Origin of the sequence: Rhodococcus sp. IEGM 1381 (genome assembly GCF_030056795.1) — a bacterium.
In the GTDB taxonomy this organism is placed as follows: Bacteria; Actinomycetota; Actinomycetes; order Mycobacteriales; family Mycobacteriaceae; genus Rhodococcoides.
Genome location: NZ_JASHKQ010000001.1, coordinates 1,606,953 through 1,629,861, shown reverse-complemented (window position 1 = coordinate 1,629,861; position 22,909 = coordinate 1,606,953). Strand labels below are relative to the sequence as shown.

At 63.1% G+C, this 22,909-nt stretch carries 24 protein-coding genes; 11 read left to right on the top strand and 13 right to left on the bottom strand.

Annotation, left to right across the window (positions count from 1 at the left end; genetic code table 11):
* Positions 1-2: 2 nt before the first annotated feature.
* Together QM797_RS07655 and QM797_RS07650 are read right to left on the bottom strand one after the other, a co-directional pair.
* On the bottom strand, positions 3-1,517 hold the full coding sequence (locus QM797_RS07655) for a PepSY-associated TM helix domain-containing protein (RefSeq protein ID WP_502942274.1): 1,515 nt from the start codon (positions 1,515-1,517) through the stop codon (positions 3-5).
* Positions 1,518-1,687: 170 nt separating this feature from the next.
* On the bottom strand, positions 1,688-2,227 hold the full coding sequence (locus tag QM797_RS07650) for a hypothetical protein (protein WP_283274682.1): 540 nt from the start codon (positions 2,225-2,227) through the stop codon (positions 1,688-1,690).
* A gap of 160 nt (positions 2,228-2,387) precedes the next feature.
* On the opposite strand from QM797_RS07650, the gene QM797_RS07645 reads away from it, so the two are divergent.
* Positions 2,388-2,642 (top strand): hypothetical protein, encoded by a 255-nt coding sequence (locus QM797_RS07645; RefSeq protein ID WP_283274681.1) that lies wholly within the window; start codon positions 2,388-2,390, stop codon positions 2,640-2,642.
* A 63-nt stretch (positions 2,643-2,705) separates the two neighbouring features.
* Here the strand turns inward: QM797_RS07645 and QM797_RS07640 are convergent, their stop codons facing one another.
* Complete coding sequence (locus QM797_RS07640) at positions 2,706-2,912, bottom strand: hypothetical protein (RefSeq protein ID WP_283274680.1); 207 nt, start codon at positions 2,910-2,912, stop codon at positions 2,706-2,708.
* A gap of 123 nt (positions 2,913-3,035) precedes the next feature.
* Positions 3,036-3,611, bottom strand: a complete 576-nt coding sequence (locus tag QM797_RS07635) for a TetR/AcrR family transcriptional regulator (RefSeq protein ID WP_283274677.1) — start codon at positions 3,609-3,611, stop codon at positions 3,036-3,038.
* Positions 3,612-3,687: 76 nt separating this feature from the next.
* Between QM797_RS07635 and QM797_RS07630 the strand changes: the two genes are divergently transcribed.
* Positions 3,688-4,308, top strand: coding sequence for an NAD(P)H-dependent oxidoreductase (locus tag QM797_RS07630; RefSeq protein WP_283274674.1), 621 nt, complete (start codon positions 3,688-3,690; stop codon positions 4,306-4,308).
* Here QM797_RS07630 and QM797_RS07625 read toward each other — a convergent pair.
* Positions 4,296-4,955, bottom strand: coding sequence for a CatB-related O-acetyltransferase (locus QM797_RS07625; protein WP_283274673.1), 660 nt, complete (start codon positions 4,953-4,955; stop codon positions 4,296-4,298). The two genes, QM797_RS07630 and QM797_RS07625, sit on opposite strands and share 13 nt — an antisense overlap.
* 28 nt (positions 4,956-4,983) lie before the next feature.
* Positions 4,984-5,403, bottom strand: a complete 420-nt coding sequence (locus QM797_RS07620; RefSeq protein WP_283274671.1) for a nitroreductase/quinone reductase family protein — start codon at positions 5,401-5,403, stop codon at positions 4,984-4,986.
* Positions 5,404-5,568: 165 nt separating this feature from the next.
* Between QM797_RS07620 and QM797_RS07615 the strand changes: the two genes are divergently transcribed.
* The 4 genes from QM797_RS07615 (at position 5,569) to QM797_RS07600 (ending at position 10,074) form a co-directional block, all read left to right on the top strand.
* Complete coding sequence (locus tag QM797_RS07615; RefSeq protein ID WP_283274669.1) at positions 5,569-6,615, top strand: ABC transporter substrate-binding protein; 1,047 nt, start codon at positions 5,569-5,571, stop codon at positions 6,613-6,615.
* A gap of 65 nt (positions 6,616-6,680) precedes the next feature.
* Positions 6,681-7,679: a FecCD family ABC transporter permease gene (locus QM797_RS07610; protein ID WP_502942273.1), complete on the top strand. Its 999-nt coding sequence runs from the start codon at positions 6,681-6,683 to the stop codon at positions 7,677-7,679.
* On the top strand, positions 7,676-8,497 hold the full coding sequence (locus tag QM797_RS07605; RefSeq protein WP_283274668.1) for an ABC transporter ATP-binding protein: 822 nt from the start codon (positions 7,676-7,678) through the stop codon (positions 8,495-8,497). Before QM797_RS07610 ends, QM797_RS07605 begins: the two co-directional genes overlap by 4 nt.
* A gap of 71 nt (positions 8,498-8,568) precedes the next feature.
* Positions 8,569-10,074 (top strand): protein adenylyltransferase SelO, encoded by a 1,506-nt coding sequence (locus QM797_RS07600; protein WP_283274667.1) that lies wholly within the window; start codon positions 8,569-8,571, stop codon positions 10,072-10,074.
* Positions 10,075-10,098: 24 nt separating this feature from the next.
* On the opposite strand, the gene QM797_RS07595 is transcribed toward QM797_RS07600, so the two are convergent.
* The 7 genes from QM797_RS07595 to QM797_RS07565 form a co-directional block, all read right to left on the bottom strand.
* Positions 10,099-10,575 (bottom strand): VOC family protein, encoded by a 477-nt coding sequence (locus QM797_RS07595; protein ID WP_283274666.1) that lies wholly within the window; start codon positions 10,573-10,575, stop codon positions 10,099-10,101.
* On the bottom strand, positions 10,572-11,750 hold the full coding sequence (locus QM797_RS07590) for an acyl-CoA dehydrogenase family protein (RefSeq protein WP_283274665.1): 1,179 nt from the start codon (positions 11,748-11,750) through the stop codon (positions 10,572-10,574). The genes QM797_RS07595 and QM797_RS07590 overlap by 4 nt, the downstream gene beginning before the upstream one ends.
* Positions 11,751-11,999: 249 nt before the next feature.
* Positions 12,000-12,872 carry an N-acyl homoserine lactonase family protein gene (locus tag QM797_RS07585; RefSeq protein WP_283274663.1) on the bottom strand — a complete coding sequence of 291 codons (873 nt, stop codon included), beginning with the start codon at positions 12,870-12,872 and terminating at the stop codon, positions 12,000-12,002.
* Positions 12,869-13,864, bottom strand: coding sequence for an ABC transporter permease (locus tag QM797_RS07580; protein WP_283274661.1), 996 nt, complete (start codon positions 13,862-13,864; stop codon positions 12,869-12,871). Before QM797_RS07580 ends, QM797_RS07585 begins: the two co-directional genes overlap by 4 nt.
* 2 nt (positions 13,865-13,866) lie before the next feature.
* Positions 13,867-14,934, bottom strand: a complete 1,068-nt coding sequence (locus QM797_RS07575; RefSeq protein ID WP_283274660.1) for an ABC transporter permease — start codon at positions 14,932-14,934, stop codon at positions 13,867-13,869.
* Positions 14,931-16,424 (bottom strand): sugar ABC transporter ATP-binding protein, encoded by a 1,494-nt coding sequence (locus tag QM797_RS07570; RefSeq protein WP_283274659.1) that lies wholly within the window; start codon positions 16,422-16,424, stop codon positions 14,931-14,933. The genes QM797_RS07575 and QM797_RS07570 overlap by 4 nt, the downstream gene beginning before the upstream one ends.
* Entirely contained in the window at positions 16,424-17,551 is a 1,128-nt protein-coding gene (locus QM797_RS07565) for an ABC transporter substrate-binding protein (RefSeq protein WP_283274658.1), read from the bottom strand. Before QM797_RS07565 ends, QM797_RS07570 begins: the two co-directional genes overlap by 1 nt.
* Positions 17,552-17,870: 319 nt before the next feature.
* On the opposite strand from QM797_RS07565, the gene QM797_RS07560 reads away from it, so the two are divergent.
* The 5 genes from QM797_RS07560 to QM797_RS07540 all read left to right on the top strand — a co-directional run bounded on the left by QM797_RS07560 (position 17,871) and on the right by QM797_RS07540 (position 22,905).
* The gene (locus QM797_RS07560) at positions 17,871-18,965 is read left to right on the top strand and encodes a LacI family DNA-binding transcriptional regulator (RefSeq protein WP_283274657.1); all 1,095 of its coding nucleotides are present in this window, start codon (positions 17,871-17,873) and stop codon (positions 18,963-18,965) included.
* 103 nt (positions 18,966-19,068) lie between these two features.
* Positions 19,069-20,415 (top strand): MFS transporter, encoded by a 1,347-nt coding sequence (locus QM797_RS07555; protein ID WP_283274656.1) that lies wholly within the window; start codon positions 19,069-19,071, stop codon positions 20,413-20,415.
* A complete protein-coding gene (locus tag QM797_RS07550; protein ID WP_283274654.1) occupies positions 20,412-21,410 on the top strand; it encodes a ketopantoate reductase family protein in 999 nt (332 codons plus the stop codon). Before QM797_RS07555 ends, QM797_RS07550 begins: the two co-directional genes overlap by 4 nt.
* A gap of 37 nt (positions 21,411-21,447) precedes the next feature.
* On the top strand, positions 21,448-22,374 hold the full coding sequence (locus QM797_RS07545) for a beta-keto acid cleavage family enzyme (protein WP_283274653.1): 927 nt from the start codon (positions 21,448-21,450) through the stop codon (positions 22,372-22,374).
* A 6-nt stretch (positions 22,375-22,380) separates the two neighbouring features.
* Complete coding sequence (locus tag QM797_RS07540) at positions 22,381-22,905, top strand: gamma carbonic anhydrase family protein (RefSeq protein WP_283274652.1); 525 nt, start codon at positions 22,381-22,383, stop codon at positions 22,903-22,905.
* Positions 22,906-22,909 lie beyond the last annotated feature (4 nt).

Genomic DNA, 22,909 nt, shown 5'->3' with positions numbered 1-22,909 from the left:
GATCAGAACCGATCGTGAACACTCCGGTTCGGGTCGGCGCCGTCACCCGAGCCAGCCCTGCCCCGTTCATACGTAGTGGAATTGGCGGCTCTGGTTCGCGATCGACGGATCGAGCCGAGCACAACGTCGACCGCCAGGAAGGCCACAAGGCTCAGCCCGAGGAGCGGGACGAACCAGCCGACTCCGACTGCGACAACAGCGAGCACGACGACGGACATCGGTGAGATGCGTCGAATGCCGCCACGCAGCGGCGGCCGTCCCGCGGTGAGACCGGTCGACTTGGTGGGGCGGCGTTTCCACCACATCATGTAGCCGCGGATGATGACCGATGCCAGCGCGACTGCGAGAGCAAGCAGGGCAAGCTGATTGGCCACACCGAACAGCGTGCCCATGTGCAGCTGAATACCCCAGGCCGACAGCTTGGCTGCGAGGCGCCAGTCCGAGAAGTACTGAGTGTCGATCACCGTGCCGGCACTGCCGTCGATCGAGATGGAGTTGTTCGACATCACCCAGGGCTGACGCGTTTCCGCGACGACGAACGCCGCGTCGGCCGACGTCGGGATCGATGCCTCCACCGCCCCGTCGATTCCGTTGGCTTGTGCAATATCGAGGACCGAATCGATACGCCCGACGTTGTTTTCGATCGTCGACGCATCGGCCGGCATCTCCATCGAATGCCCGCCGTGACCGGAATGATCGGTCGTCGCGGCGTCGGAAGATCCGATGGTCGTGGTGACGGCGGGTGTGGTCCAGCTCAGTGCCGACCTCAGCTCGGTGACGTTCTCACCCGCATAGGTGGACCACGTGAGTCCGGTGGCGGAGAGGAAGATCAGACCGACGGCGATCCAGATTCCCGCCACTCCGTGCCAGTTGAGTGATCGATTGCGGCCCTTCGACTTTCGATCGAAGGTGAGCAGTTTCGCCCTGTGGCGGTTGCGCCGATAGCGCTCGAACCACAGGTAGAGGCCACCGAGCGCGATCACCCACAGCCACGAGGCGGCGAGTTCACTGTAGAGGCGCCCGGGCTCACCCAGGTGCAGATGGCGATGCAGTTCGGAGATCCAGGTGCGCACCGGCAATGCGCTGGACGAGCCGTAGACCGGGAGTTCACCCACGGACGTCGCAGTCGCGGGATCGATGAAGACGGCCAGCCGCTGGGATTCTCCGAGGCTGGGGTCGGTGAACAGCACGCGGGTGGTGTCGCCGGGGTCGGCGGCGGGGCGCACTGCGGCGACGGTGAGGTCGGGTCGTTCGGCTTGCGCCGCTCGGATCTGCTCCGTCACCGGAAGGGCCGGGCCGGTGTCGTCGACATGCAGATAGTCGCGGTACACGAGTTGTTCGATGGTCGGCGCGACGGCGTACAGCCCGCCGCTGATGGTGGCGATCAGGATGAACGGTGCAATGAGGATGCCCGCGTAGAAGTGCAGGCGCAGGATCAGCGGACGCCAGCTGCGGGAGGTTGTGGGACGGGTGGGCGGGGACGGATCGGCGATGCGTTCCTTTTCCGGTGTGGACACGAGGACTCGTTTCATGAAGGCATGAGTGTGTGCAAGGCGGCATCGCACGTCGGAGCTGGCCGCGTGAGAGCGGCGCGAATCACCGAGGGTGCGAAATGCAGTTTCGATGACGACAGCAACCCATCTCCCGACGCCTGACGAGCAGGGCGGGTGAAGACGCTGAGTTGTGCTCAGGCAGTTCGAACCGGTGGTCCGCGGTTCCCGCAGCCCGAGAGGTCGAGCAGTAGCGTCGATCCCGGGATCCGATACACCGGGAGCGGCGGAGCGATGCGATTGTCGTCGACGACGAGCGCCGTCAGTAGTGGCAGTGCCCTGCGCAGCGAGGTGACTGCACGCCGGATTCCGTGCTCGGCTCCGCGGATGGCGAGTGCGCCGACCAGAACCGCAACGGCGTGCGCGGCGAGCATCTGCTGGGTGATCGAACCGTGATGGTGACCGTCGACGGCGGTGAGCAACAGGTGCCCGATCGCCTGAGCCGTGGCCAGAACGACCGGAAGTTGCGCCCGGGGTGCCACAGCAGTCGATACCACCGCTCTCGGTGCTACTGCTGTCGCATATCCGACCGCCGCACAGACGAGCACCAGCAGCACCAACGCCGCGTCGGACGGAAACATCCCGCCACCGAACGTGTGCGCAGTGGCTGTGACCAGCGCAGACAGAGTGCCAACGGATGCGCCGCGGACAGGCGCGAATCCATCCGTCGCAGACATGACTGGGATCCTACTATCGACTACACCGAGTAGTAGCCAGCACCGCCAGAGCCGGAAACAACTTCTCCGCTCCGGTCCGACGGTCTCTTTTCGATTGGTTATCCTGACTTTCGGTATTCGAATCTTTGAATATTTCGGCTCGAGTTCGTGAAGGGAAGACATGACACGGAGTTCGGACGCGGCCCAAGCGCAAGTGTTCGCCGACATGCTGGCGGCCGAGATAGCTACCAGGTCGACTCGCATCGAGGAATCCGAGCAACTGGCACGCAAGGCGTCTCGAGTCGGCGACTCCCGCAGCCATGTGTGGCACAGCGACGAAGCCCAGACCCAGAAGCAAGCACTCTACGAGCTGCATCGTCAGCTCGATGCGCTGTGCAACCGATTCCCCGTTGTGAAGATGAGCAGTTCTGATTAGTGGCTCCGCGCGACCGGCTCGGGGCTTCCCCACCGAGCCGGCCGAACGAGTTCAGTCGGTTGTCTACTCGGCGAGCTTGGTGATTGCCTGAGCCCACAGGAAGTATTTGTTTCGACCCAGATCACCGATGGTCTTGATGTTGAACGCAGCCTTCAGATGCTCCGCATGAGCCGGGCTGACTCCCTGCAGTGCATCGACGGGGGCGTCGACCAGTTCGGTGAGCGGCTTGTCCTCGTATGCCTTGTCGAGCTTGTCGGCGATTCCAGCCATGGAAATACCTCCCGTGTTGTCGGATCAGCACCCGGTGCGGGCACCTCGACCGATGGTACGAGGGTGAGCGCAACCGGTGCCACGGAAGACGAATCCTTTACTCTCCCATGACAAAAGGTCAGGTCATGACTTACCGACGACGGCGACGATCAACTGCGCCAGCTCCCCGGTTGCTTCTTCTGGAGGAAGTGCGCCCGACACCGCCGCGTGCGACAACCCATCCGCAGCACCGAAGATGGCGGTGAGGGAGGGCGCAGACGGTCCGGCGGGGCCAGTGAACGGCTGCAGGAGTTCGCGACAACGTTCGGAGTACGCATGTTCGGCGGCGCGCTTGACCTGCTCGAGTTCGGGTGAACCTTCCAGCGCGGCAAGCACTCCTGTCAGTTCACGCCCCTGGGCCAACGCGCAGCCCACGTACGAATTTGCGATAGCGTTCGCGCGTCCGTCCAACGTCGCGGGCGCGGTGACGAGAGATGCCTCGAGCATCGCGGCCTGCCTACCGTCGAATTCGGTGAACAGCGCGGCCAGGAGTTCGGCACGTGAGCCGAAGTGGCTGTACACCACAGGCTTTGCGACGCCGGCGTGTTCCGCGAGCCGTCCCAGCGTAAGAGCGTCGGCCCCCTCCGCTCGCACGAGAGCCCACGAGACCTCGACCAATTGGTCGAACCTGTCCGATCGAGACAGCCTCGTTCGAGCCATCGCGGACCTCCTTGCGCTATATACGAATAGTAACCTACTCTTGGTACATAGCCGAAGCCTCAACGAAGGACCAGCCATGACCGCACTCGTCGTAGTCTCCCATTCCGATCCCGACTCACTCACCCACCACGTCGCCAGATCCATTTCGGACGCGATCCGCGCCGCAGGCGTGACCGTCGAGACAGCCGACCTTGCTGCCGAGAACTTCGATCCCCGGTTTGCGACCGCCGATCTGAATCTGTACCGCGGCAACGGAACCACGCCGACCGATGTCCTCGCCGAACAGCAGCGCATCGACCGCGCAGACCATCTGGTTCTTGCCTTCCCGATGTACTGGTGGTCGATGCCCGCCCTGCTGAAAGGGTGGATCGACCGCGTCTTCGTCAGCGGATGGGCGTACGAGTACAGCCCGGGAGCTGCGTTCGTCAAGAAGCTGGACCGACTCGTCGTCCACCTCGTGGTGATCGCCGGCGACGAAGCCGAGAGCTTCGAGCGCCACGGCGTGTACGACGCGTTCCGCACACAGGTCGAGCGCGGCATCGTCGAATACTGCGGGGCAACAGTAGGATCGACGACGATCCTGTACGAATCCGATACCCGAACCCGCGAGGATCTCGTTACCGAGATCGACGAGATCGGTGTTGCCGTTGCCGCGCGCATGCAAGATCAGCGAGCGTGTGTCGATCAGCCGTCGTGACCACCCGGTCGAATCGCGCCCGCGACCGCAGCTAGGTCCGATACCGACCCATCGGCGATCGTGCGGATGTGTTCGGTGATCGAGTCGATGGGCCAGTTCCACCACGCTATGTTCAGCAGCGTTCGGACCTCGTCTGCCGTGAACCGTTCTCGGAGCACACGCGCGGGGTTGCCACCGACGACGGCATAGTCTGGAACATCCTTCGTGACAACGGATTCGGTGGATATCACTGCTCCGTGCCCGATGCGAACTCCGGGCATGACGGTGACGTTGCCTCCGATCCATACGTCGTTGCCCACCACCGTATCTCCGCGCGACGGCAGATCGGACACCAAATCCGAGTGCTCTGCCCAGGCACCACCCATGATGGGAAAGGGATACGTGGACACACCGCTCATTCGGTGGTTCGCCCCGTTCATGATGAACGTGACTCCCGTTGCCAAGGCGCAGAACTTACCGATCACCAAACGGTCGGGCCCGTAGTGATGCAGCACGTTTCGGGTCGCAAATTGGTCGGCGAACTCCGGATCGTCGTAATACGTGTACTCCCCGATATCGATGAGTGGGCTGGAAACCAGCGGCTTCAACAGCACCACTCTCGGCTGCCCGGGAATGGGGTGCAGGTTCGATGCGTCAGGAGCGGTCATGCTCCGACACTAGCCAGGCATCGACCGGTCAGGCGGGAGTGAGCCGGAAGATCGGAAACCGTCGCCCCTCGGCCGTCTCGACGTACTTTGCGAAGCCCTCGGACGCGTCCAAGAATTTCTGCCAGTTCGCGTCCCACTCGTCGTCGGGGATTTCCGACACGGTCACCGCGATGGTCCGGACGGCACCGTCTCCGGGAATCTCGACGTCGATGGCGGGGTGTGCACGCAGGTTGTGCACCCAGGCAGGATGTTTGGGTGAGCCGGCGGCCGACCCGACGATCAGCCAGCTTCCGTCCTCCGAGATCGCCATCAACGGGTTCAACCGAACCTCGCCGCTCTTGGCACCTATGGAGTGCAGAACGACGAGCGCATCGCCGAAGCCCGCCGTGGACACATGTCCGCCGTTGCTGCGGAACTCGTCGATGATCATCTGGTTGAAGTCGGCCATACGACGAGTATGCCGCGCATCACGTCGTTTCGGACCTGATCACATCCGACGATTTCCGTCGGCGCGAACTGAAGGTTAGCCTGTGCTCATACGTGCCTCGGCACGTTGCGCCGTCGGGAAGATCCCGGCGGCTCAGTGCTGTCTGAAGCAGAAGGACATCGTCAAGTGCTCACTGTTCGTCGCCGTGCCGCATCTCTCGCCGCCGCGGTTGCCCTGACCGGATCGCTGGTTGCGTGCGGCGCCTCCGAGGAAGTTCCCGACGCAGTGTCGGGCACCACCGCTGGTGGGACCTCCTACCCCCTGACGATCGAGAACTGCGGAGAGTCGGTGACCTTCGCTTCCGCCCCACAGCGAGTGGTCTCGCTCGATCAGAACTCCACCGAAATCCTGCTCTCGCTCGGCCTGCAGGATCGCATGGTGGGCACTGCCTCGTGGACCGACCCGATCCGCGAGAACCTCGCCGAGGCCAACGCCGCGGTTCCTCGATTGGCCGACAACGCACCCACCTACGAGGTCGTGGTCGACACCGAACCCGATTTCGTCACCGCGTCGTTCGGACGGCATTTCGAGCAAGGCGGTGTCGCCGAGCGGTCACGCTTCACCGAAACCGGTGCTGCCACCTATCTCTCACCCACCGACTGCGACGCCGGTCGCAGCGTGAACGGCGGTAACACGCGCACGACGCCCCTCACGATGGACTCGTTGTACCAGGAAATCACCGAACTGGCGGCGATCTTCGACGTGAACGCCCGTGGCGTCGAGTTCGTGGACGAGCTGAAGAACCGCATGGCCGACGCCACGGCGCAGACCGCGAATGCCGATGTGTCCGTGGCTTTCTGGTTCGCTGATACCAAGAGCCCGTACATCGCCGGCGGGCGGGGATCGGCAGATCTACTGGCTCGTGCGGTCGGTATGTCGAACGTGTTCGCCGGTACCGACGACGACTGGCCCGCCGTCGGGTGGGAGACCATGGTGGATCGGGATCCGACCGTCCTCGTGTTGGGCGACCTGGCGCGCAATCGCTTCCCCGGTGACCTGCTCGCCGACAAGATCGCGTTTCTCGAATCCGACCCCGTCACCAGCACGATGGAGGCCGTCCGCGACAAGCGCTACATCTCGCTGCACGGTGCCGAGATGAACCCGTCCATCCGGGCGGTCGACGGCATCGAGAAGGTCTCCGCCGGCCTGCGCGATCTGGGGCTGTCGTCCTGATCACCACCACTGTTCGTCGGATTACCACCGGCCGCTCGCCTGCCTCCCGTCATCTGTGGCGTTGGGTGCTGGCTGCGGTCGGCGGAGTCGCGTTGTGTGTGGTCTCGGTTCTCGTCGCCATCACCCTGGGGCCGGCGAACATCTCACTGGTCAACGTCCGAGATGTGGTGCTCAATCATCTCGGCGTCACCGATGTGCCGGTGAAGGTGTCGAAGAACGCGATCGTCTGGGAGGAGCGGCTCCCCCGGGCTCTCGTCGCTGCGGCCAGTGGCGTCGGGCTCGGCATATGCGGGGTCATCATGCAGTCGCTACTGCGCAATCCGCTGGCGGATCCGTTCGTGCTCGGAGTCTCTTCCGGTGCCTCGACGGGTGCCGTCGTGGTCGGTGTTCTCGGTGTCGGAGGGGCCGCGCTCGGCCTGTCCGGTGGTGCGTTCATCGGTGCTCTCGTCGCCTTCGGCCTGGTGCTGTTCCTCGCGCGGATGTCCGGCAGTGGAAACGACCGCGTCATCCTCGCCGGAGTCGCGACCACTCAATTGTTCTCGGCGCTGACATCTTTCGTGATTTTCGCGTTCGCGGACTCCGACGAAACTCGCGGAGTGATGTTCTGGCTGCTCGGGTCTTTCGAGGGCGTGCGATGGAACGACGTCGTGCTCTGTGTGACCGTGGCAGGCATCGGCGCAGTGGTGTGTTGCTACTACGCGTATGTGCTCGACGCGTTCGCATTCGGCAACTCGGTCGCGTCCTCGCTCGGCTTCGACGTCGAGAAGGTGCGCCTGGCTTTGCTCGTCGGCACCGCCCTGATCACCGCGACGTTGGTCAGCGTCGCCGGTGCGATCGGATTCGTCGGCCTCATCCTGCCGCATGCGGCTCGACTGCTGGTGGGACCCAACCACAGTCGACTCGTGCCGGCTACCGCGATCATCGGTGCAATCTTCATGGTGTGGGTCGACGCCGTCTCCCGGGTTGCGTTCGCTCCCACCCCACTTCCGGTCGGGGTCGGAACGGCACTGGTCGGGGTCCCGGCCTTCATCGCGATCATGGCTCGCAGGAGGGGAATTCGATGACATTGCACGCGTCTAACGTGTCGTGGAAACGCGGCGGCGTCCTGGTGGTCGACGGGGTGACCCTGCATCCAGGGCCCGGCCGCATGGTCGGGCTGTTGGGCCCCAACGGTTCCGGTAAGTCCTCGCTGCTGCATCTGATGGCCGGGGCCGCGACACCGACTTCGGGTGTCGTCGAACTCGACGGTGCGGAGCTCGGTTCGCTCAAACGTAAACACATCGCCCGCGCCGTCGCGGTTGTCGGTCAGCATGCCCACACCGACATCGATGTGACGGTCCGTGACGTGGTTCGACTCGGCCGCATTCCGCACCGCGGAGCGTTCGGAGGCACGGACGCCGACGAGGACGCGGTGGACGACGCACTCTCGCAGACAGGATTGACGGACAAGTCGGATCGACTGTGGCGCACACTGTCCGGCGGCGAACAGCAGCGGACGCACATCGCCCGTGCTCTCGCCCAGCAGCCCCGCGAGATGTTGCTGGACGAACCCACCAATCATCTCGATATCCACCACCAACTCGAGCTGTTGGCGCTTGTCGCGCGCCTGCCGATCACCAGTATCGTCGCACTCCACGACCTGAACCTGGCGGCGATGTACTGCGACGAGGTGCTGGTACTCAAGGACGGCAAGGTCGTCGCAGGCGGTACACCCGCGGACGTGCTGACCGAGGACTTGATCGCCGAGGTCTACGAGGTGCGAGCGCGAGTGTCGGTCGACGGCAACGACGGGCGAGTACACATCCGATTCGATGCGGCTGCCCGGCACGAGGTCGCCGGCGAGAGCCGAGTGTCGGAAACGCGGTCGGTCTTGCACCCCTGATCCTCGGCCGGAACGTCGGTCGGCACCTGCGTGCAGGATTGGGCCCGGCAATTCGTGGCTACCCTCGAGCTATGAGCGAATCCACCAGGCCGCGCGTTTCGATCACGAACCTGCCCGCATTCGGGTTCGAGACCACCTTGGCCGACGAGGTTCACGGTGTGACGGTGCCGTGGCAGGGTGCCCCCGCACCCGACCCTCGGGTGCTGATACTCAACGACGACCTGGCGCGGTCACTCGCACTCGACCCAGCGTCGCTGCGCACTCCGGAGGGGGCAGGCGTGTTGTCCGGGTCGATTCCGCTGGCCGAGACCGCCACCGTCGCGATGGCGTACGCCGGTCACCAATTCGGCAATTTCGTACCGTTGTTGGGTGACGGCCGCGCACTGCTGCTCGGCGAGCTTCGCGACGATCGGGGCCGTCGAGTCGATCTGCATCTCAAAGGGTCCGGCGCTACACCGTTCTCGCGTGGCGGTGATGGGCGCGCGGTAGTGGGAGCCATGCTGCGCGAATACCTGATCAGCGAGGCGATGCATGCACTGAACATTCCCACCACGCGCTCACTCGCTGTCGTCACGACCGGCGAGCAGGTACTGCGAGAAGGAGGTCCGCAACCCGGCGCTGTGCTTGCCAGGGTTGCGTCGAGCCATCTTCGGGTGGGCACCTTCGAGTTCGCCGCCCGGCGGGAAGGACTCGCGCAGACCCTCGCCGACTATGCCATCGCCCGCCACTACCCTGCCTTCGCCGATCTTCCCGCCGAGGATCGCTACCTCGCCTTCTTCGAGGCCGTCGTGGAAGCTCAGGCGTCCCTGGTAGCCCAGTGGATGTCGGTCGGATTCGTTCACGGAGTCATGAACACCGACAACACCACGATCTCCGGCGAGACCATCGACTACGGCCCGTGCGCATTTCTCGACGCCTATGATCCTGCAACGGTCTTCAGCTCCATCGACCACGGCGGACGCTACGCCTACGGCAACCAGCCCGCGGTTCTCGGGTGGAATCTGGCCCGATTCGGCGAAACACTACTGCCACTGGTCAGTTCGACGCCCGACGCTGCCATCACAGCCCTCACTGCCGTCCTCGACAGTTACGGGGATCGCTATCGACAGCACTACTCTGCCTCGATGGCCCTCAAGCTCGGCCTGGGAGACAGTGGCGTGGACGCGGCGCTCGTCGACGATCTCCACCGGCTGCTCACTGATCACCACACCGATTGGACCCTGACCTTCCGCGCTCTCGCCGACAACCTGCGCGGACACTCGTCACCATTCGACTCCCTCGTTCCACCGGACGCGTCCGCGAACTGGCTCAAGCGTTGGCGCACTGCGGTTTCGGTTGACGGACAAAATCTTTCGTCAGTCGCCGACGGTATGGATCGAGTCAACCCGGCATACATTCCCCGCAACCACCTGGTCGACGCTGCCCTGAATGCCGCGACCGAGGGCGATCTCGAACCTTTCGAGAGCCTGCTCGAGGTCGTCACGTCACCGTTCGATCGATGCGGCGAGTGGTCGACGTATGCCGCTCCTGCACCCCAAAGCTTCAGTGCTGGTTTTCAGACCTTCTGCGGTACATGACTTCTGCGCAACTCGGGCTTCTCGTCAGTGTGGCGGCTCCATGAATTCGATGGTCTCGCCATCCGGACCCACCGCGTACATGACGCGGGTGCCCACCTTGGCGCCGCCGGCAATCGGTTGGGGAGTTCCCTGCGCCGTCCAACCGAAGTCCGCGATTCGCGCGAGGACCGCGTCGATGTCGTCGACCTCGAAGGCAAGGTGCGCGAAACCCGGATCGTAAGGTCGAGACGATCCCCGCTCCCCCTGCACGTTGCGGTATTCCAACAGCTCGATCGTCTGACCCGCAACGGACACCACCGCCATCCGGACTGCCGCCCCGTGCGCTCCGGTGACCTCGCCGAGAAACTCGCCACCCATCTCACCCGTGCGTTCGAGGGTCGCTCCGAGACCGTCGATCCAGAACCGAAGAGCGTCGTCGACGGACCCGACGGAGAACCCGACGTGGTCGGAGCGACGGGGCCGAAAAGACCGGCCCTGGAAGTCTTCACCCGATGCGTTCACGAGTTGCGTTTCTGTTCGGCTCGGATCAGGCCGCCACCGACGATCAGACGCTGAATTTCGCTGGTTCCCTCGTACAGCCGCAGCAGCCGCACATCCCGGTAGATACGTTCGACCGGAACCTCACGCATGTACCCGGCACCACCGTGAATCTGAACGGCCAGATCGGCGACCTTGCCCACCATCTCGGTGCAGAACAGCTTCACAGCGGACGGAGCTATACGCCGATCGGTCTCCTGCACCCACGACCGAGCCGCCTCACGCACCATCGCCCGCCCGGCCATCACCCCGACTTGCTGATCGGCGATCATGGCCTGCACCAGCTGAAAGTTACCGATCGGCTCTCCGCCCTGCGTGGACGCCGCGGCATAGGACACCGATTCGTCCAAGGCCCGCTGTGCCTGACCGACGGCCAGCGCGGCAATATGCACCCGTCCCCGCGCCAGCGACGTCATCGCCGCCTTGTACCCGATGTCGCCGGTGCCACCGACCAAGGCGTCGGCCTCGACCCGGACATCGGTGAAGTTCACATCGGCGGTGCCGGAGCCCTGTTGGCCCATCTTCGCGTCCTTGACGCCCACCTCGATCCCGGCTGTGTCGGCAGGAACCAGGAATACCGCGATACCGTTGCCGCTCTGCGGTTTCGGGTCCAGCTTGGCGAAGACGACGAACATGTTCGCGATCGGAGCATTGGTGATGTATCGCTTGCTGCCGTTGATGACCCACCCGGTGCCATCGACCTTCGCGGTGGTCCGTAGCCCCGCTGGATTGGATCCGGCCCCGTCCTCGGTCAGCGCGAAGGACGCAACGATGTCGCCGGATGCCATGCCCGGCAACCATGTCGCCTTCTGCTCCTCGGTACCGAAGCCCACGAGCACCTGCCCGGCGATCCCGTTGTTGGTGCCGAACATCGATCGCAACGACAACGAGGTGTAGCCGAGTTCCATCGCGAACTCCACATCCTGGATCAGGTTCAGACCCAACCCGCCCCACTCCTGCGGAATCGCGTAGCCGAACAGCCCCATCTCCGCGGCCTGTTTCCGCAGATCCTCGGGAATCGAATCGGTGTTCATGATCTCGAGTTCACGCGGCACGACACGCGACCGAACGAAGTGGGAGATCTGCTTCAACACGTCCGCGAAAACATCGTCCGGTACATCGGGATTCAGCGAATTCATGCCACCACTATCGGCTACCGCATCACCATCCGTCCAATACCTGATCAGCAGACCTTCTCGTCCGCAGCACATAACATCCACAGGGAAACGATGATGTCCCGGACACCGACGTCGCGGAGTCTGCGCGGGTCATGACCCGAACGGAACGGCCACCCGTGACGGCCAGCGCCGCCATGGCCTTGCCCTCGGCAACTACACCTGCGTCTCACATGTGATGTTCTTCCGAAGATCAGCCGGAAAGTCGGTCGGCTAAGCGGGCCCGACAACCGCGGCCACCACGCGCTGATCGTGCAGGGTGCCGCGTCGATCTCCGATCGATGGCTCGAAATCGGCGATCCGCGGAAATCCCTCGAACTGACCATGTTCGAGGCCGGGGTCGTGGCCGGTCAGAACGACGTCTGCGTTGGCGACGATGCGGTGAATCGAGTTCATCGCCGCGACAACGTCGGTCACGATTCCCGGTGGCGTATTCAGCCTGATGTTCTCGGGTGAGTTCATGGCGTCACCGCAGACAGCTGCCACCCCCTCAGCGGTGTTGACCAGTACCGTTTGGATGCCGGGGCAATGCCCTGGGGTCTGCATCACTCTGATCCCAGGTGCGATGTCGAAATACTTGCTGTCGATCAACGTGTAGTGGAACGGTGTGAGTTTTCCGGCCAACCATCGGCCCGTGTAGATGTCGGTCTGCAACTCGAAAGGCTCAGCGGCACCGTCCCACTCGATACGCGACACGAAGAATCGGGCATGCGCGAACAGCGGATTGTTGTCGCTGTGATCGTAGTGCAGGTGAGTGTTGACCACGATCTCGATGTCCTCGGCTTCGAGGCCGAGGGTGCGCAGCGATCCGATGATTGTTTCGTCCGATGACTGTCGGCACGGCGAGACCGCATCGGTCACCCAGCTCGGATCGTGAATGCCCGTATCGACGAGAATGTTCGGGATCGAATCACCCTGAATCAGATACGCCCACACCGGCACCCAGATGGCGTCGCCGAATCCGTGCAGATAAGTCTGTGAGCTTCGGTCCACCTCGAGCCAGCCCTGGCGCAGCGCCGTCACGCGGTACACGGGGATCGATTCCGTCGATCGAGCAGAAGGGTTCATGACAGTTCTCTCGGTCATGCGCGCAGGCGCGGTGTACGTGAATTGGCCAGCAGCAGCACGAGCAGAATCAATCCGGTCACGATCTGTCGTACGGCATTGCCGACCCCTACAGTCAACAGGAAGGTGGTGAGAACCTGAAGCGCGACAGCCCCGGCCGCCGTGCGTAGCACGTTGCCGTCACCGCCCGACAACGCGGCACCACCGATGACCGCGGCCGAAATGGTCAGGATCTGATAGTCGGCACCAAGAGACAGGTTCGCAGTCCCGGCGTAACCGAGCAGCAGAATTCCTGCGATGCCGGCCAGAACTCCACCACCGACGAACGCCGAGATCACGACTCGTCGAACGGGAATTCCGCTGAGCCTTGCCGCTTCTCGACTACTTCCGACGAGGAGTAGCTGTTGTCCGAACCGGCTGCGCCGGAGATAGATCGCCAACAGTCCGACAAGTACCACTGCGATCAGGGTGATGGGCCTGATCCCGCCGATGCTCGCCGAGGACAGGTCCAACAACACCGCAGGTACCGAGCCGGCGGGTGTTCCTCCCTGGGCAATGGCGAAGGTGAGACCGGAGGCTATGACCAGGGTCCCGAGTGTGACAACCAGGGCGGGCAGCTCGAATACGGTCACGATCAATCCGTTGACGAAACCAAATATCGCCCCGACGACGACTACTACCAGCAACGCCACCGGAAGCATCGACGGTCCCCCGGCCATGGTCATGTATGCGAGAACGGCCGTCAACGACATGACCGCGCCGATGGACAGGTCGATACCGAAATCTCCCGCGATGATGACGAGAGTCTGCCCCGCCGCTGCGATTGCGAGGATGGCGGCGACGGCAAGGATGTCGTTGAGGTTCTGCCACGTCGCATAGCCGGGCGAGAGAAATCCGCCGAGAACGAACAGGATCACCGCGGTCGCGACGGCCGGGATCCATGTCGCTTTCCGGATCCGAGCCTTCATTCCGAGACCGGTCACTGTCGGTTCGGTCAGTGCTGGAGCGGTCATGATCAAGCCTTTCTGGCTCGTGCGGCGCGGGTGGTCGCCGCGAGTGCGGCGACAATGATCACTCCCGACGCGAGTTGCTGGAAGTACGTGGGGACGTCGAGCGCATCGATCAGCACGCCGACGAGACCGAGCGTTGCGGCACCCAGCAGTGGACCGACCGGGTCGAGCCGGCCACCCCTGAGCGTCGCCCCGCCGAGCACGGCTCCGGCTATGGCGTTGAGCGTGAACGTGACTCCGAGCGTGGGGTCTGCGGAGGCGACGGACAACGTGAACAGCACCCCAGCGACCCCTGCGAAGGTACCGGCTGCCGTGAATGCGAGAACCGTTGTGCGGGAGACGTCGATCAACGCGGAATAGGCACGTCGACGGTCACTACCGACTGCGCGCATTCGCACTCCCAGCGGGGACTTCGCAATCAGAACGGCCACGGTCAGGACGACGACGATGGCGAGCAGCGGTAGAGAGAAAAGCGCCGGTGCACCGTACTGCCCGACTGCCGTCGAGGACACGCTGCCACCGGGTTTGGGGAAGAACCACAAGCCGATACCGGTGATCACGAAACCGCTTGCCAGCGTGGCGAGTAACGGCTGCAGGCGGACGTAGGCCACCAGAATCCCGTTGATCATACCGAACAGTCCGGTGACCGCGATGGCAATCGTAGCCGCCACTGCGAACGGCAGACCCTGCGAACACAGCCCCGGCTCGGAGCAGGCGGCGGCCGCTCCGCTCGGTCCTGCGGAGAACAGCGAGAACCCTACCGAGCCGAGTAGGACAGTGAGAATGTTCGCCACTCCCATCAGTGGGCCGATGGAGAGGTCGATGCTGCCGACCGACATGACGAATCCGACACCGATGGCCAGGCAGATCGACGGTGCGAAGATCGCGAGAAAGCCCGACAACGATGGGGCGGTGACGAATTGAGGCCGCAGCGCGGTACATACGACCAGGATGACCACGAACAGGACCGTGACGGACAGGCCTGGCCACCCTCGTACCCGGTGTAGCACTGTGGGTGATCTGTCGAGTCTCTCGCGCTCCGGCCGTGACAGCGACGAATCCAGTGTGGTCATAATGTTGCCTCTCTGTCGCTGCGCAGCAGTCCACTACGGACCGATGCATCGGCTATCTTCTGCTCGGTGACATCGGTACCGGACAGTTCTGCAACCTTCTCGCCCCGGTAGATCACCACGACCCGGTCGCATACCTCGGCCAACTCGTGATCGTCACTGGAGGTCAACACCACCGCAGAGCCGGAATCGGCTACTTCTCGGACAAGCCGGTGAATCTCACGCCGCGCACCGATATCGATTCCACGAGTGGGGTCGTCGGCAACGAGCACGGTCGGCGTGGAGCCGAGCCAGCGCCCGAGTATCACTTTCTGCTGCTGCCCGCCCGACAGTCCGCCCATCGCCGCCCGCCGATGTGTCGAAGGAAGCTGCAATCGGCTCAGCAGAGCGCCCACATCGAACGACTTCTTCCGGGACAGCGACACCGATCGCGCATTCTCGTCCACCGATCGCACGCCGAACGCCATTTCCCGGTCACGCTCGCCGGAGACGAAACCAACACCGCGGGAAACGAACTCGCGCACGTTGCCCGGCGGCACCAGACGGCCGTCGACGGTGATGGAACCCTCGGCGGGCGCAGTGCCGGCGAGCGCACGGAGCAACTCACCCTGGCCCTGCCCGCTCAGTCCGGCAATGCCGGTCACTGTCTTGGCACGCAGCGTCAGCGAAATCGGGCCGTGAGCACCTGGCACCTTCAGCTGATCCGCCACCAGAACTGCATCTCCGGCCCCCTCGGTGGCCCGGACGACGCGACGGCGGTCATCGGCCACTTCGGTTTCACCGGTCATGGCGGTGACGAGGTCCTCGATGGTCAGTTCGGACAGCGAGCCGTCGAGTACGACGCGTCCGCTGCGCAGCACCGTCGCATTGGTGCAGAAGCGCTCTATTTCTTCGAGTCGATGCGAGACGAAAAGGATCGCGGTGCCGGCGGCAGCAAGTTCGGCGATGATCTCACCGACCAGTTCCACTCGCTCCGCTCGCAGGGATGCCGTGAGTTCGTCGAGGACCACGTACTTGGGCCGTGCGGCGAGCACTCGTGCCAGTTCGACCAACGATCGTTGTTCCAGATCGAGATCACGAACGTACGAGCTCAGAATGGACGGTGCCAGGCCGACGCGAACGAGCGCGGACGCCAGGACCTCGTTCGCGCGAGCCGGGGCAGACAAGAACTTCAGCCGGGTCGGCATCTTCCGGACGCAGAGGTTCTCGGCAACGGTGAGGTCCCCGGCGAGCGCAACTTCCTGGTACGTCGCAGCGATGCCCAGCCGGGCCGATGCGTTCGGACCCCGAACGTGCGCTTCGGCGCCGTCGATACCGATGGTGCCGCCGTCCGGTGAGGTGACTCCGGTGAGCACTTTGGTCAAGGTACTTTTCCCGGATCCGTTCCCGCCCAACAACGCTCGAATCTCACCGGGCTGCAGAACGAGATCGACACCCTGCAGGGCACGCACGTGGCCGTAGTCCTTGACGATGTTCTGTACGCGCAGTGTCATCAGAAGAACTCCTCGATACGATCGATGGGCATGGGTGCCTCGAGCGTGTAGTTGTCCGGCTTGCCCTCCACGCGGGCAAGCGCGTCGCTCAGGCTGATCACTTCGGTACCCTCCGGCGTCCACTCGCCGGCAGTACCGTCGCGGGTGATGGCAAGCGACGGAGCCAGCAATACCGCGTTCCGCAGATCCTCGCGCTCCGGATTCGGAGAGAGCATCGATTGCTTGATCTTTTTGCCCTGCAATAGACGTACGGTGAATTCGATGGAATCCGCTCCATTGGTGGGTGAGTACGGAACTCCGATGGATACCAGGTCGGGTAACGAAGCCCAGGCTCGCAGGAAACCTGCCGTGTAGTCGCCGGTCATCACCTTCGGTAGGTCGCGGCCGGAGGACTGGAATGCGCGAATGACACCTTCCGCCATGACGTCCTGCATCAGCACTCCATCGATTTGCGATTGTGTGGCAAGTACGTTGGCCATTGCCGTGCGCGCCTTCGCCGGATCCCAGAACCCTGGCACCGATGCGATCACCTCGATACCCGGTGCTCCGGCGAGGACCTCCTGTGCGGCCTTTACTCGCTGTACGTCGGCAGTGGAACCGGGCACACCGGTGACCATCACTATCTTTCCTCGACCGCCCAATTGCTCGACGAGCCATTGTGTCTGCATCCGCCACCACGTGCTGTTGTCGCCGATGACGTTGAGGGCATCCGGTGTCGGTGCCGGGTCGTTGGAGACCACCACCAGCATCCCCGCTGCCTGCAAGCGAGGAATGACGGCCTGCACCGATCCTGCCGATACCGGGTCTATCAAGACGGCGTCGAGGTCGGAGCTCAGAAAATTGTTGAGTTGACTGATTTGTTGAGTGATGTCGGATGCGCTGTTGACGATGCGGAGTTCGGACACGGCGCCGGACTGCCGCAGAACCGCACCTTTGTCCTCGATGTTGGCGACGAACTGTCCTCGCCATGAATTTCCGATGACTCCGTTGGAGTAACCGATGCGGTAACCGCCCGTGCCGGCCGACTGGCCTGTGGCCGAGGAGCAACCCGCCAGCAGACCCATGACAGCCGCGCCGGCTGTGCCACGAAGCAGAGCCCGTCGAGAGAGAACAGGACCGATGTCCATCTTTGTCCTTCCAGTGAACGTGCCGACTTTCCCAGCAGCGGTGCCGGTGCTCGGGTCGACCGAGGGAACTGTAAGAACGCGGCCAATCATTAAGCAACGTTAATCTGTGAGATGTGCCACTGAGGTCCACGGGAGGCGGTAGCAGTCACGTTCCGACGGCTCATCAGGTCCTGTCTGCTGATGCCCCGAAAGCTGGCCTGGCGATCGTCCAGCGCGTCGCGGCACCCCAAACCGCCCTTCAAGCCGCTGACGCTTAACGTTGCTTAATGATTCACATCACACTTAACCTCTGATTTCACAAGGGGCTATCGCCGAGGAGGTGACGACAGTGCATCCGATCAACGAACGACAGGACGTGACCGGTGTCGACGACATTGCGCCGAACTCGCTCGCCCGTCCTCGTGTTTCGGCTGCTCAGGTCGCACGCGCAGCGGGCGTATCGACCGCAACGGTGTCCTACGTCATGAACGGGCGAGGAGGGGTCTCGGCACAAACGCGGTCGCACGTTCTCGACGTAGCACAGCAGTTGGGTCATACCTCCAGTGTGCGAGCAGATCAGCTTCGAGCACAGCGGACACGAGTCATCGGTCTTGTTCTCACCGATATCGCGAATCCCTTCTACGCCGAGATCGCGGCCGGCGCGATCGATGCTGCTCGCGCCAGAGGTTACGAAGTATTCGTCTCGCACACCCAAGAGGATTCCGACACCCTGCGCAGCATCACCGAAGCCATGATCACCCGTCAGGTCGACGGTGTGGTGCTCACCGTTCTGCACCCGGACGACGGCGATGTCATTCGGGCTCTGCGTAGTGCACACATCCCCTTCGTTCAGCTCTCGCGTCGTATCGACAGCATCGCCGGCGACTTCGTCGGCATCGACGATTTCACTGCCGCCGCCCAAATGATGGAACACGTTGTCGAACATGGGTACACCGACATCGTGACCATCACCGGTCCGCGCACCTCCAGCGCATCGGCCGGCCGCGAGGCCGGTTTCGTCAGCGTGACCGACCGGCACGGACTGCGAGGCGTCGGCGGGCGTGGCATCACCACGTATCTCAGCGAAGCGGGTGGCGCGCAAGCAGTACAGCAACTGTTGAGCAGCAAGGTGCTACCTCGGGCGCTTGTATGCGGTAGCGACGTGATAGCACTCGGCGTCATCAGTGCATTGCGCTCCAACAATATTCGCGTCCCGCAGGATGTCGCTGTCACCGGTTTCGACGGGTTGTTTCCCGGGGCGTCGTCCCTGGTGGAGCTCACCACCGTCCGGCAACCGCGGAGAGAGCTGGCAGAACAGGCACTCGAGCTTCTGGTCCGGCGTATCGATGGCGTCGGCGGCTCGTTTCAATCGGTTCTCCGCGCGCACGAATTGCGCATAGGCGTCACCTGCGGATGCACCAGAAAAGGATCTTGACCGAAATAGTGAATCCGCCTCCTTAACTTGCAGTTTGCGCAGACCCAACGCGCTGCATTCCACTCACTCGACAAACAACTACTGTCCGGAACGGGGTACAACCATGTCCGAAGACGCTCGAGACCGGTCACCGTCACAGCATGTACACGAAGTCTCGCCGAAGCTCATCTTTCGCAAGATCATGCCGTTGGTGATTGCTGCGTACATCATCGCCTTCATAGACCGCACCAATATCGGCCTCGCAAAAACCGCTCTCGAAGCGGATATCGGAATCTCCGCGGCTGCATACGGTCTCGGTGCCGGCTTGTTCTTCCTCGCGTACGCACTCTTCGAGGTTCCCAGCAACTACGCCATGCACAAGGTCGGCGCGCGATGGTGGATCACGCGGATCATGGTCACCTGGGGTTTACTCTCCGCAGCAATGGCATTCGTCCAGGGCGAGACGTCCTTCTACATTTTGCGCGTCCTCCTCGGAATCGCCGAGGCCGGACTGTTCCCCGGTGTGATGCTGTACATGACGTACTGGTTCGGCAAGGACGACCGTGCACGCGCCAATGGAATGTTCCTCGTCGCCGTGTGTATCGCCAACATCGTGGGCGCACCGATAGGAGGCGCACTACTCGGAATGGACGGCCTGCTCGGATGGAACGGCTGGCAGTGGATGTTCGTCATCGAGGGGCTCCCTGCCGTCGGATTGGCATTCATCGTCTGGAAGTTTCTGCCCAACGGGCCCAAGGACGCTCGCTGGCTCACACCGGAACAGGCAGCCCATCTCACAGCTCGCTTGACGCGCGAACAAGCCGATGGCGCAGCCGATTCCGGAACCCACTCGTTTCTCGCCATACTCCGAGACAAACAGATCGTTCTGGTGATCCTGGTCTACTTCACCCACCAGATCGCCGTCTACAGCCTGACCTATTTTCTTCCGTCCATCATCGGCGGATGGGGTGACTTCTCCGACTTCACCATCGGTCTCATCACGGCCCTGCCGTGGATCGCCGCAGCGGTAGGAACACTCGCCCTCCCCCGATTCGCCACCGATCCCCGACGCTCGCGGCTCCTTCTCTTCGGCGGCCTGTGCGCCATGGTGATCGGCTTCGTCATCGCCGCGTCGTCGACCCCGGTTCTCGCCTTGATCGGATTCTGTATCGCAGCGTCGATGTTCTTCGTCGTCCAGGCAATTCTGTTCACCGTGCCTGCGTCCCGACTCGCCGGAGCCGCACTTGCTGGAGGCCTGGCCCTGGTCAACACCCTCGGCATCCTCGGCGGATTCGTCGGGCCGTTCGTCATGGGCTTGCTCGAAGAATCGACCGGGAATCCGGTATCCGGATTGTGGTTCGTCATCGGGCTGTTGGTCGTCGGCGCAGCAATCAGCCTTGCCCTCTTCCCGCGCATCACGTCGCCGAAGTCCCCATCCGTTGTCGCTACGAGCAAGGAAGCACACACATGAGGCCCAGAATTTTGATCGTCGGTGCAGGAGCTATCGGGGGCGTTACCGCAGCCCACCTCGCTCGCGCCGGGCACGACGTCACCGTTCTCGACGCCAACGCGCCACACGTCTCGGCAATGCGCGATCCTGGTCTGAAGTTCGACGAACTCGGGCAGGTGTCCTACGTACACATCGATGCTGTGTCGACGGCGTCGGACCTGCACGGCCGATTCGACTTCGCACTGGTCTTCCTCAAAGCGCTCTATCTTCACCCTGCACTGACCCCCCTCGTCGAACGGGATCTGGTCGACACTTATGTGTCCTTCGGAAACGGTCTCGTTCAAGATGCCGTGGAACACCTCGTCGGCAAGGACAAATTTCTCATCGGCGTCGTCGAGTGGGGTGCTACGAATCTCGGTATCGGACACGTCGCACAGACAACCGTCGCACCGTTCGTCATCGGCGAGAAAGACGGCTCGCGCTCGACACGGGCCGAGACCCTGGCCGACATCATGTCCGCCGCTGCGCAGGTTCGGCTCGTCACCAACGTCCTCGGACAAGTGTGGGCAAAACTCCTTCTCAACAGCACTTTCTCGGGACTCGGCGCGATCAGCGGCCTGACCTATGCCGAGATCGCTGCGGACAACGACGGCCGAGAAGCAGCATTCCGGCTGTGGGCGGAAGGGTACGAGGTCTCGCAGGCCCTCGGCATCGAGCTCGACGAAGTGGCCGGAATCCGGCCCGAGGAACTCGTCGTGCGCCCTGCCGGCGATCGCACCGCCGCGAACACCGGATTGGCCGCACTGATGGCCACGCTCGGCCCCACCAAGGCCTCGATGTTGCAAGATCTCGAGCGCGGTGCCCGCACCGAAGTCGACGTCATCAACGGCGGTGTTACCGCATCGGGCGAGAAGGTCTCGGTGGCTACGCCGTTGAATCAGCGCATCGTCGGCATGGTCCACGACTGCGAACAGGGCACGCGCAAACCGTCCAGGGCTGCACTCGCCGAACTATAGACCTGAACACTCGTAAACCAACCAGGAGGAATCCATCATGGACGACAGAGTCATCATCACGTGTGCCCTGACCGGCGGCATGACCGTGCCCGCGCAGAGCCCGGCAATTCCGATCACCGTGGATCAGATTGTGCGCGAGGGTGTTCGAGCGGCCGAAGCGGGTGCTTCGATCCTGCACCTGCACGTCCGCGAGGAAGCGACAGGTAAGCCGGTTGCAGACCTGGACCTGTTCGATCGACTGCTGACCGAGCTGAAGAAGGAGACCGACGCGGTTCTGCAGCCGACGACCGGTGGAGGGCGCGGCATGACGATCGAAGAGCGCGGGTCCGTGCTGAAATTTCGCCCGGAAATGGGAACGTTCAACGCCGGCAGCTTCAACTTCGGCATCTTCCCTGTCGCGGCACGCGATCTTCCGTTCGCGGATTGGGAGCGGGACTACCTCGAAGGAACCCGGGACTACATCTTCAAGAACACCTTCGCAGACATGGAGTACATGGCCGCGCTGATGAAGGAGTCGAACACGCGTCCGGAGATCGAGGTCTACGACGTGGGCCAGCTGTTCAGCCTCCAGCAGCTGATCAAGGACGGCCACCTCGAAGCACCGTTCAACATTCAGTTCGTCCTCGGGGTACTCGGGGCGAACGGCGGCGAGCCCGATCAGCTCATCCACATGCTGAGGACCGCGGAGCGACTCTTCGGCCAGGGTTCGTTCACGTGGTCGGCAGCCGGAGTCGGCTACCCGAACGAATTCAATCTTGCCGCACTGTCTTTGATGCTGGGTGGCAACATTCGAGTGGGTATCGAAGACAACCTGCGAGTTCGACGCACCGAGGTGGCGAAGTCGAATGCAGACCTCGTGGCAAAGGCGGTCGAACTCGCGGCTCTGTTCGACCGAACCCCCGCCAGCCCCGAAGAGGCACGCACCCGATTGGGCCTCAAGGGCAACGAACATGTCGGCTTCTGACCGCTGATGACCGACCGTCAAGCCGGATTCTTCCGTACGACAATTGATTCCGATGCGTGGGTCGCGCCGTCAGCAATCGTGGTCGGAGATGTGACGATCGGCCCCAGGGTCGGTGTCTGGTACGGGACCGTCATACGAGGTGACGGAGACCCCATCGTCATTTCAACCGACAGCAACATCCAGGATTGTTGCGTTGTGCACTCCGACCCTGGTTACCCGGTGACCGTCGGGCAGCGGGTGTCCATCGGTCACCGCGCGGTGCTCCACGGTTGCACCGTCGAAGACGACGTGCTGATCGGAATGGGCGCAGTAGTGCTCAACGGAGCGGTTATCGGTCGTGGGTCGATGGTTGCTGCCGGTGCAGTAGTACTCGAAGGCACCATCGTCCCAGCGAATTCCATGGTGGCCGGTATTCCTGGCAAGATCCGCCGAGACACCAGCGACATCGAGCGGCACGGGTTCGTCGCCAATGCCGAGCGCTACGTCTCACTCCGCCGACTGCACGGCCATGCAGCGGGGGGAACATCGTGACGGG

What these genes read in the sequence shown, in the direction of transcription:
- QM797_RS07605 (WP_283274668.1), top strand. Translation starts at nt 7,676, where the DNA reads ATGACATTGCACGCGTCTAACGTGTCGTGGAAACGCGGCGGCGTCCTG.
- QM797_RS07645 (WP_283274681.1), top strand. Translation starts at nt 2,388, where the DNA reads ATGACACGGAGTTCGGACGCGGCCCAAGCGCAAGTGTTCGCCGACATG.
- QM797_RS07545 (WP_283274653.1), top strand. Translation starts at nt 21,448, where the DNA reads ATGGACGACAGAGTCATCATCACGTGTGCCCTGACCGGCGGCATGACC.
- QM797_RS07580 (WP_283274661.1), bottom strand. Translation starts at nt 13,864, where the DNA reads ATGACCGCTCCAGCACTGACCGAACCGACAGTGACCGGTCTCGGAATG.
- QM797_RS07565 (WP_283274658.1), bottom strand. Translation starts at nt 17,551, where the DNA reads ATGGACATCGGTCCTGTTCTCTCTCGACGGGCTCTGCTTCGTGGCACA.
- QM797_RS07570 (WP_283274659.1), bottom strand. Translation starts at nt 16,424, where the DNA reads ATGACACTGCGCGTACAGAACATCGTCAAGGACTACGGCCACGTGCGT.
- QM797_RS07585 (WP_283274663.1), bottom strand. Translation starts at nt 12,872, where the DNA reads ATGACCGAGAGAACTGTCATGAACCCTTCTGCTCGATCGACGGAATCG.
- QM797_RS07640 (WP_283274680.1), bottom strand. Translation starts at nt 2,912, where the DNA reads ATGGCTGGAATCGCCGACAAGCTCGACAAGGCATACGAGGACAAGCCG.
- QM797_RS07590 (WP_283274665.1), bottom strand. Translation starts at nt 11,750, where the DNA reads ATGAATTCGCTGAATCCCGATGTACCGGACGATGTTTTCGCGGACGTG.
- QM797_RS07625 (WP_283274673.1), bottom strand. Translation starts at nt 4,955, where the DNA reads ATGACCGCTCCTGACGCATCGAACCTGCACCCCATTCCCGGGCAGCCG.
- QM797_RS07555 (WP_283274656.1), top strand. Translation starts at nt 19,069, where the DNA reads ATGTCCGAAGACGCTCGAGACCGGTCACCGTCACAGCATGTACACGAA.
- QM797_RS07620 (WP_283274671.1), bottom strand. Translation starts at nt 5,403, where the DNA reads ATGGCCGACTTCAACCAGATGATCATCGACGAGTTCCGCAGCAACGGC.
- QM797_RS07650 (WP_283274682.1), bottom strand. Translation starts at nt 2,227, where the DNA reads ATGTCTGCGACGGATGGATTCGCGCCTGTCCGCGGCGCATCCGTTGGC.
- QM797_RS07600 (WP_283274667.1), top strand. Translation starts at nt 8,569, where the DNA reads ATGAGCGAATCCACCAGGCCGCGCGTTTCGATCACGAACCTGCCCGCA.
- QM797_RS07575 (WP_283274660.1), bottom strand. Translation starts at nt 14,934, where the DNA reads ATGACCACACTGGATTCGTCGCTGTCACGGCCGGAGCGCGAGAGACTC.
- QM797_RS07630 (WP_283274674.1), top strand. Translation starts at nt 3,688, where the DNA reads ATGACCGCACTCGTCGTAGTCTCCCATTCCGATCCCGACTCACTCACC.
- QM797_RS07540 (WP_283274652.1), top strand. Translation starts at nt 22,381, where the DNA reads ATGACCGACCGTCAAGCCGGATTCTTCCGTACGACAATTGATTCCGAT.
- QM797_RS07635 (WP_283274677.1), bottom strand. Translation starts at nt 3,611, where the DNA reads ATGGCTCGAACGAGGCTGTCTCGATCGGACAGGTTCGACCAATTGGTC.
- QM797_RS07550 (WP_283274654.1), top strand. Translation starts at nt 20,412, where the DNA reads ATGAGGCCCAGAATTTTGATCGTCGGTGCAGGAGCTATCGGGGGCGTT.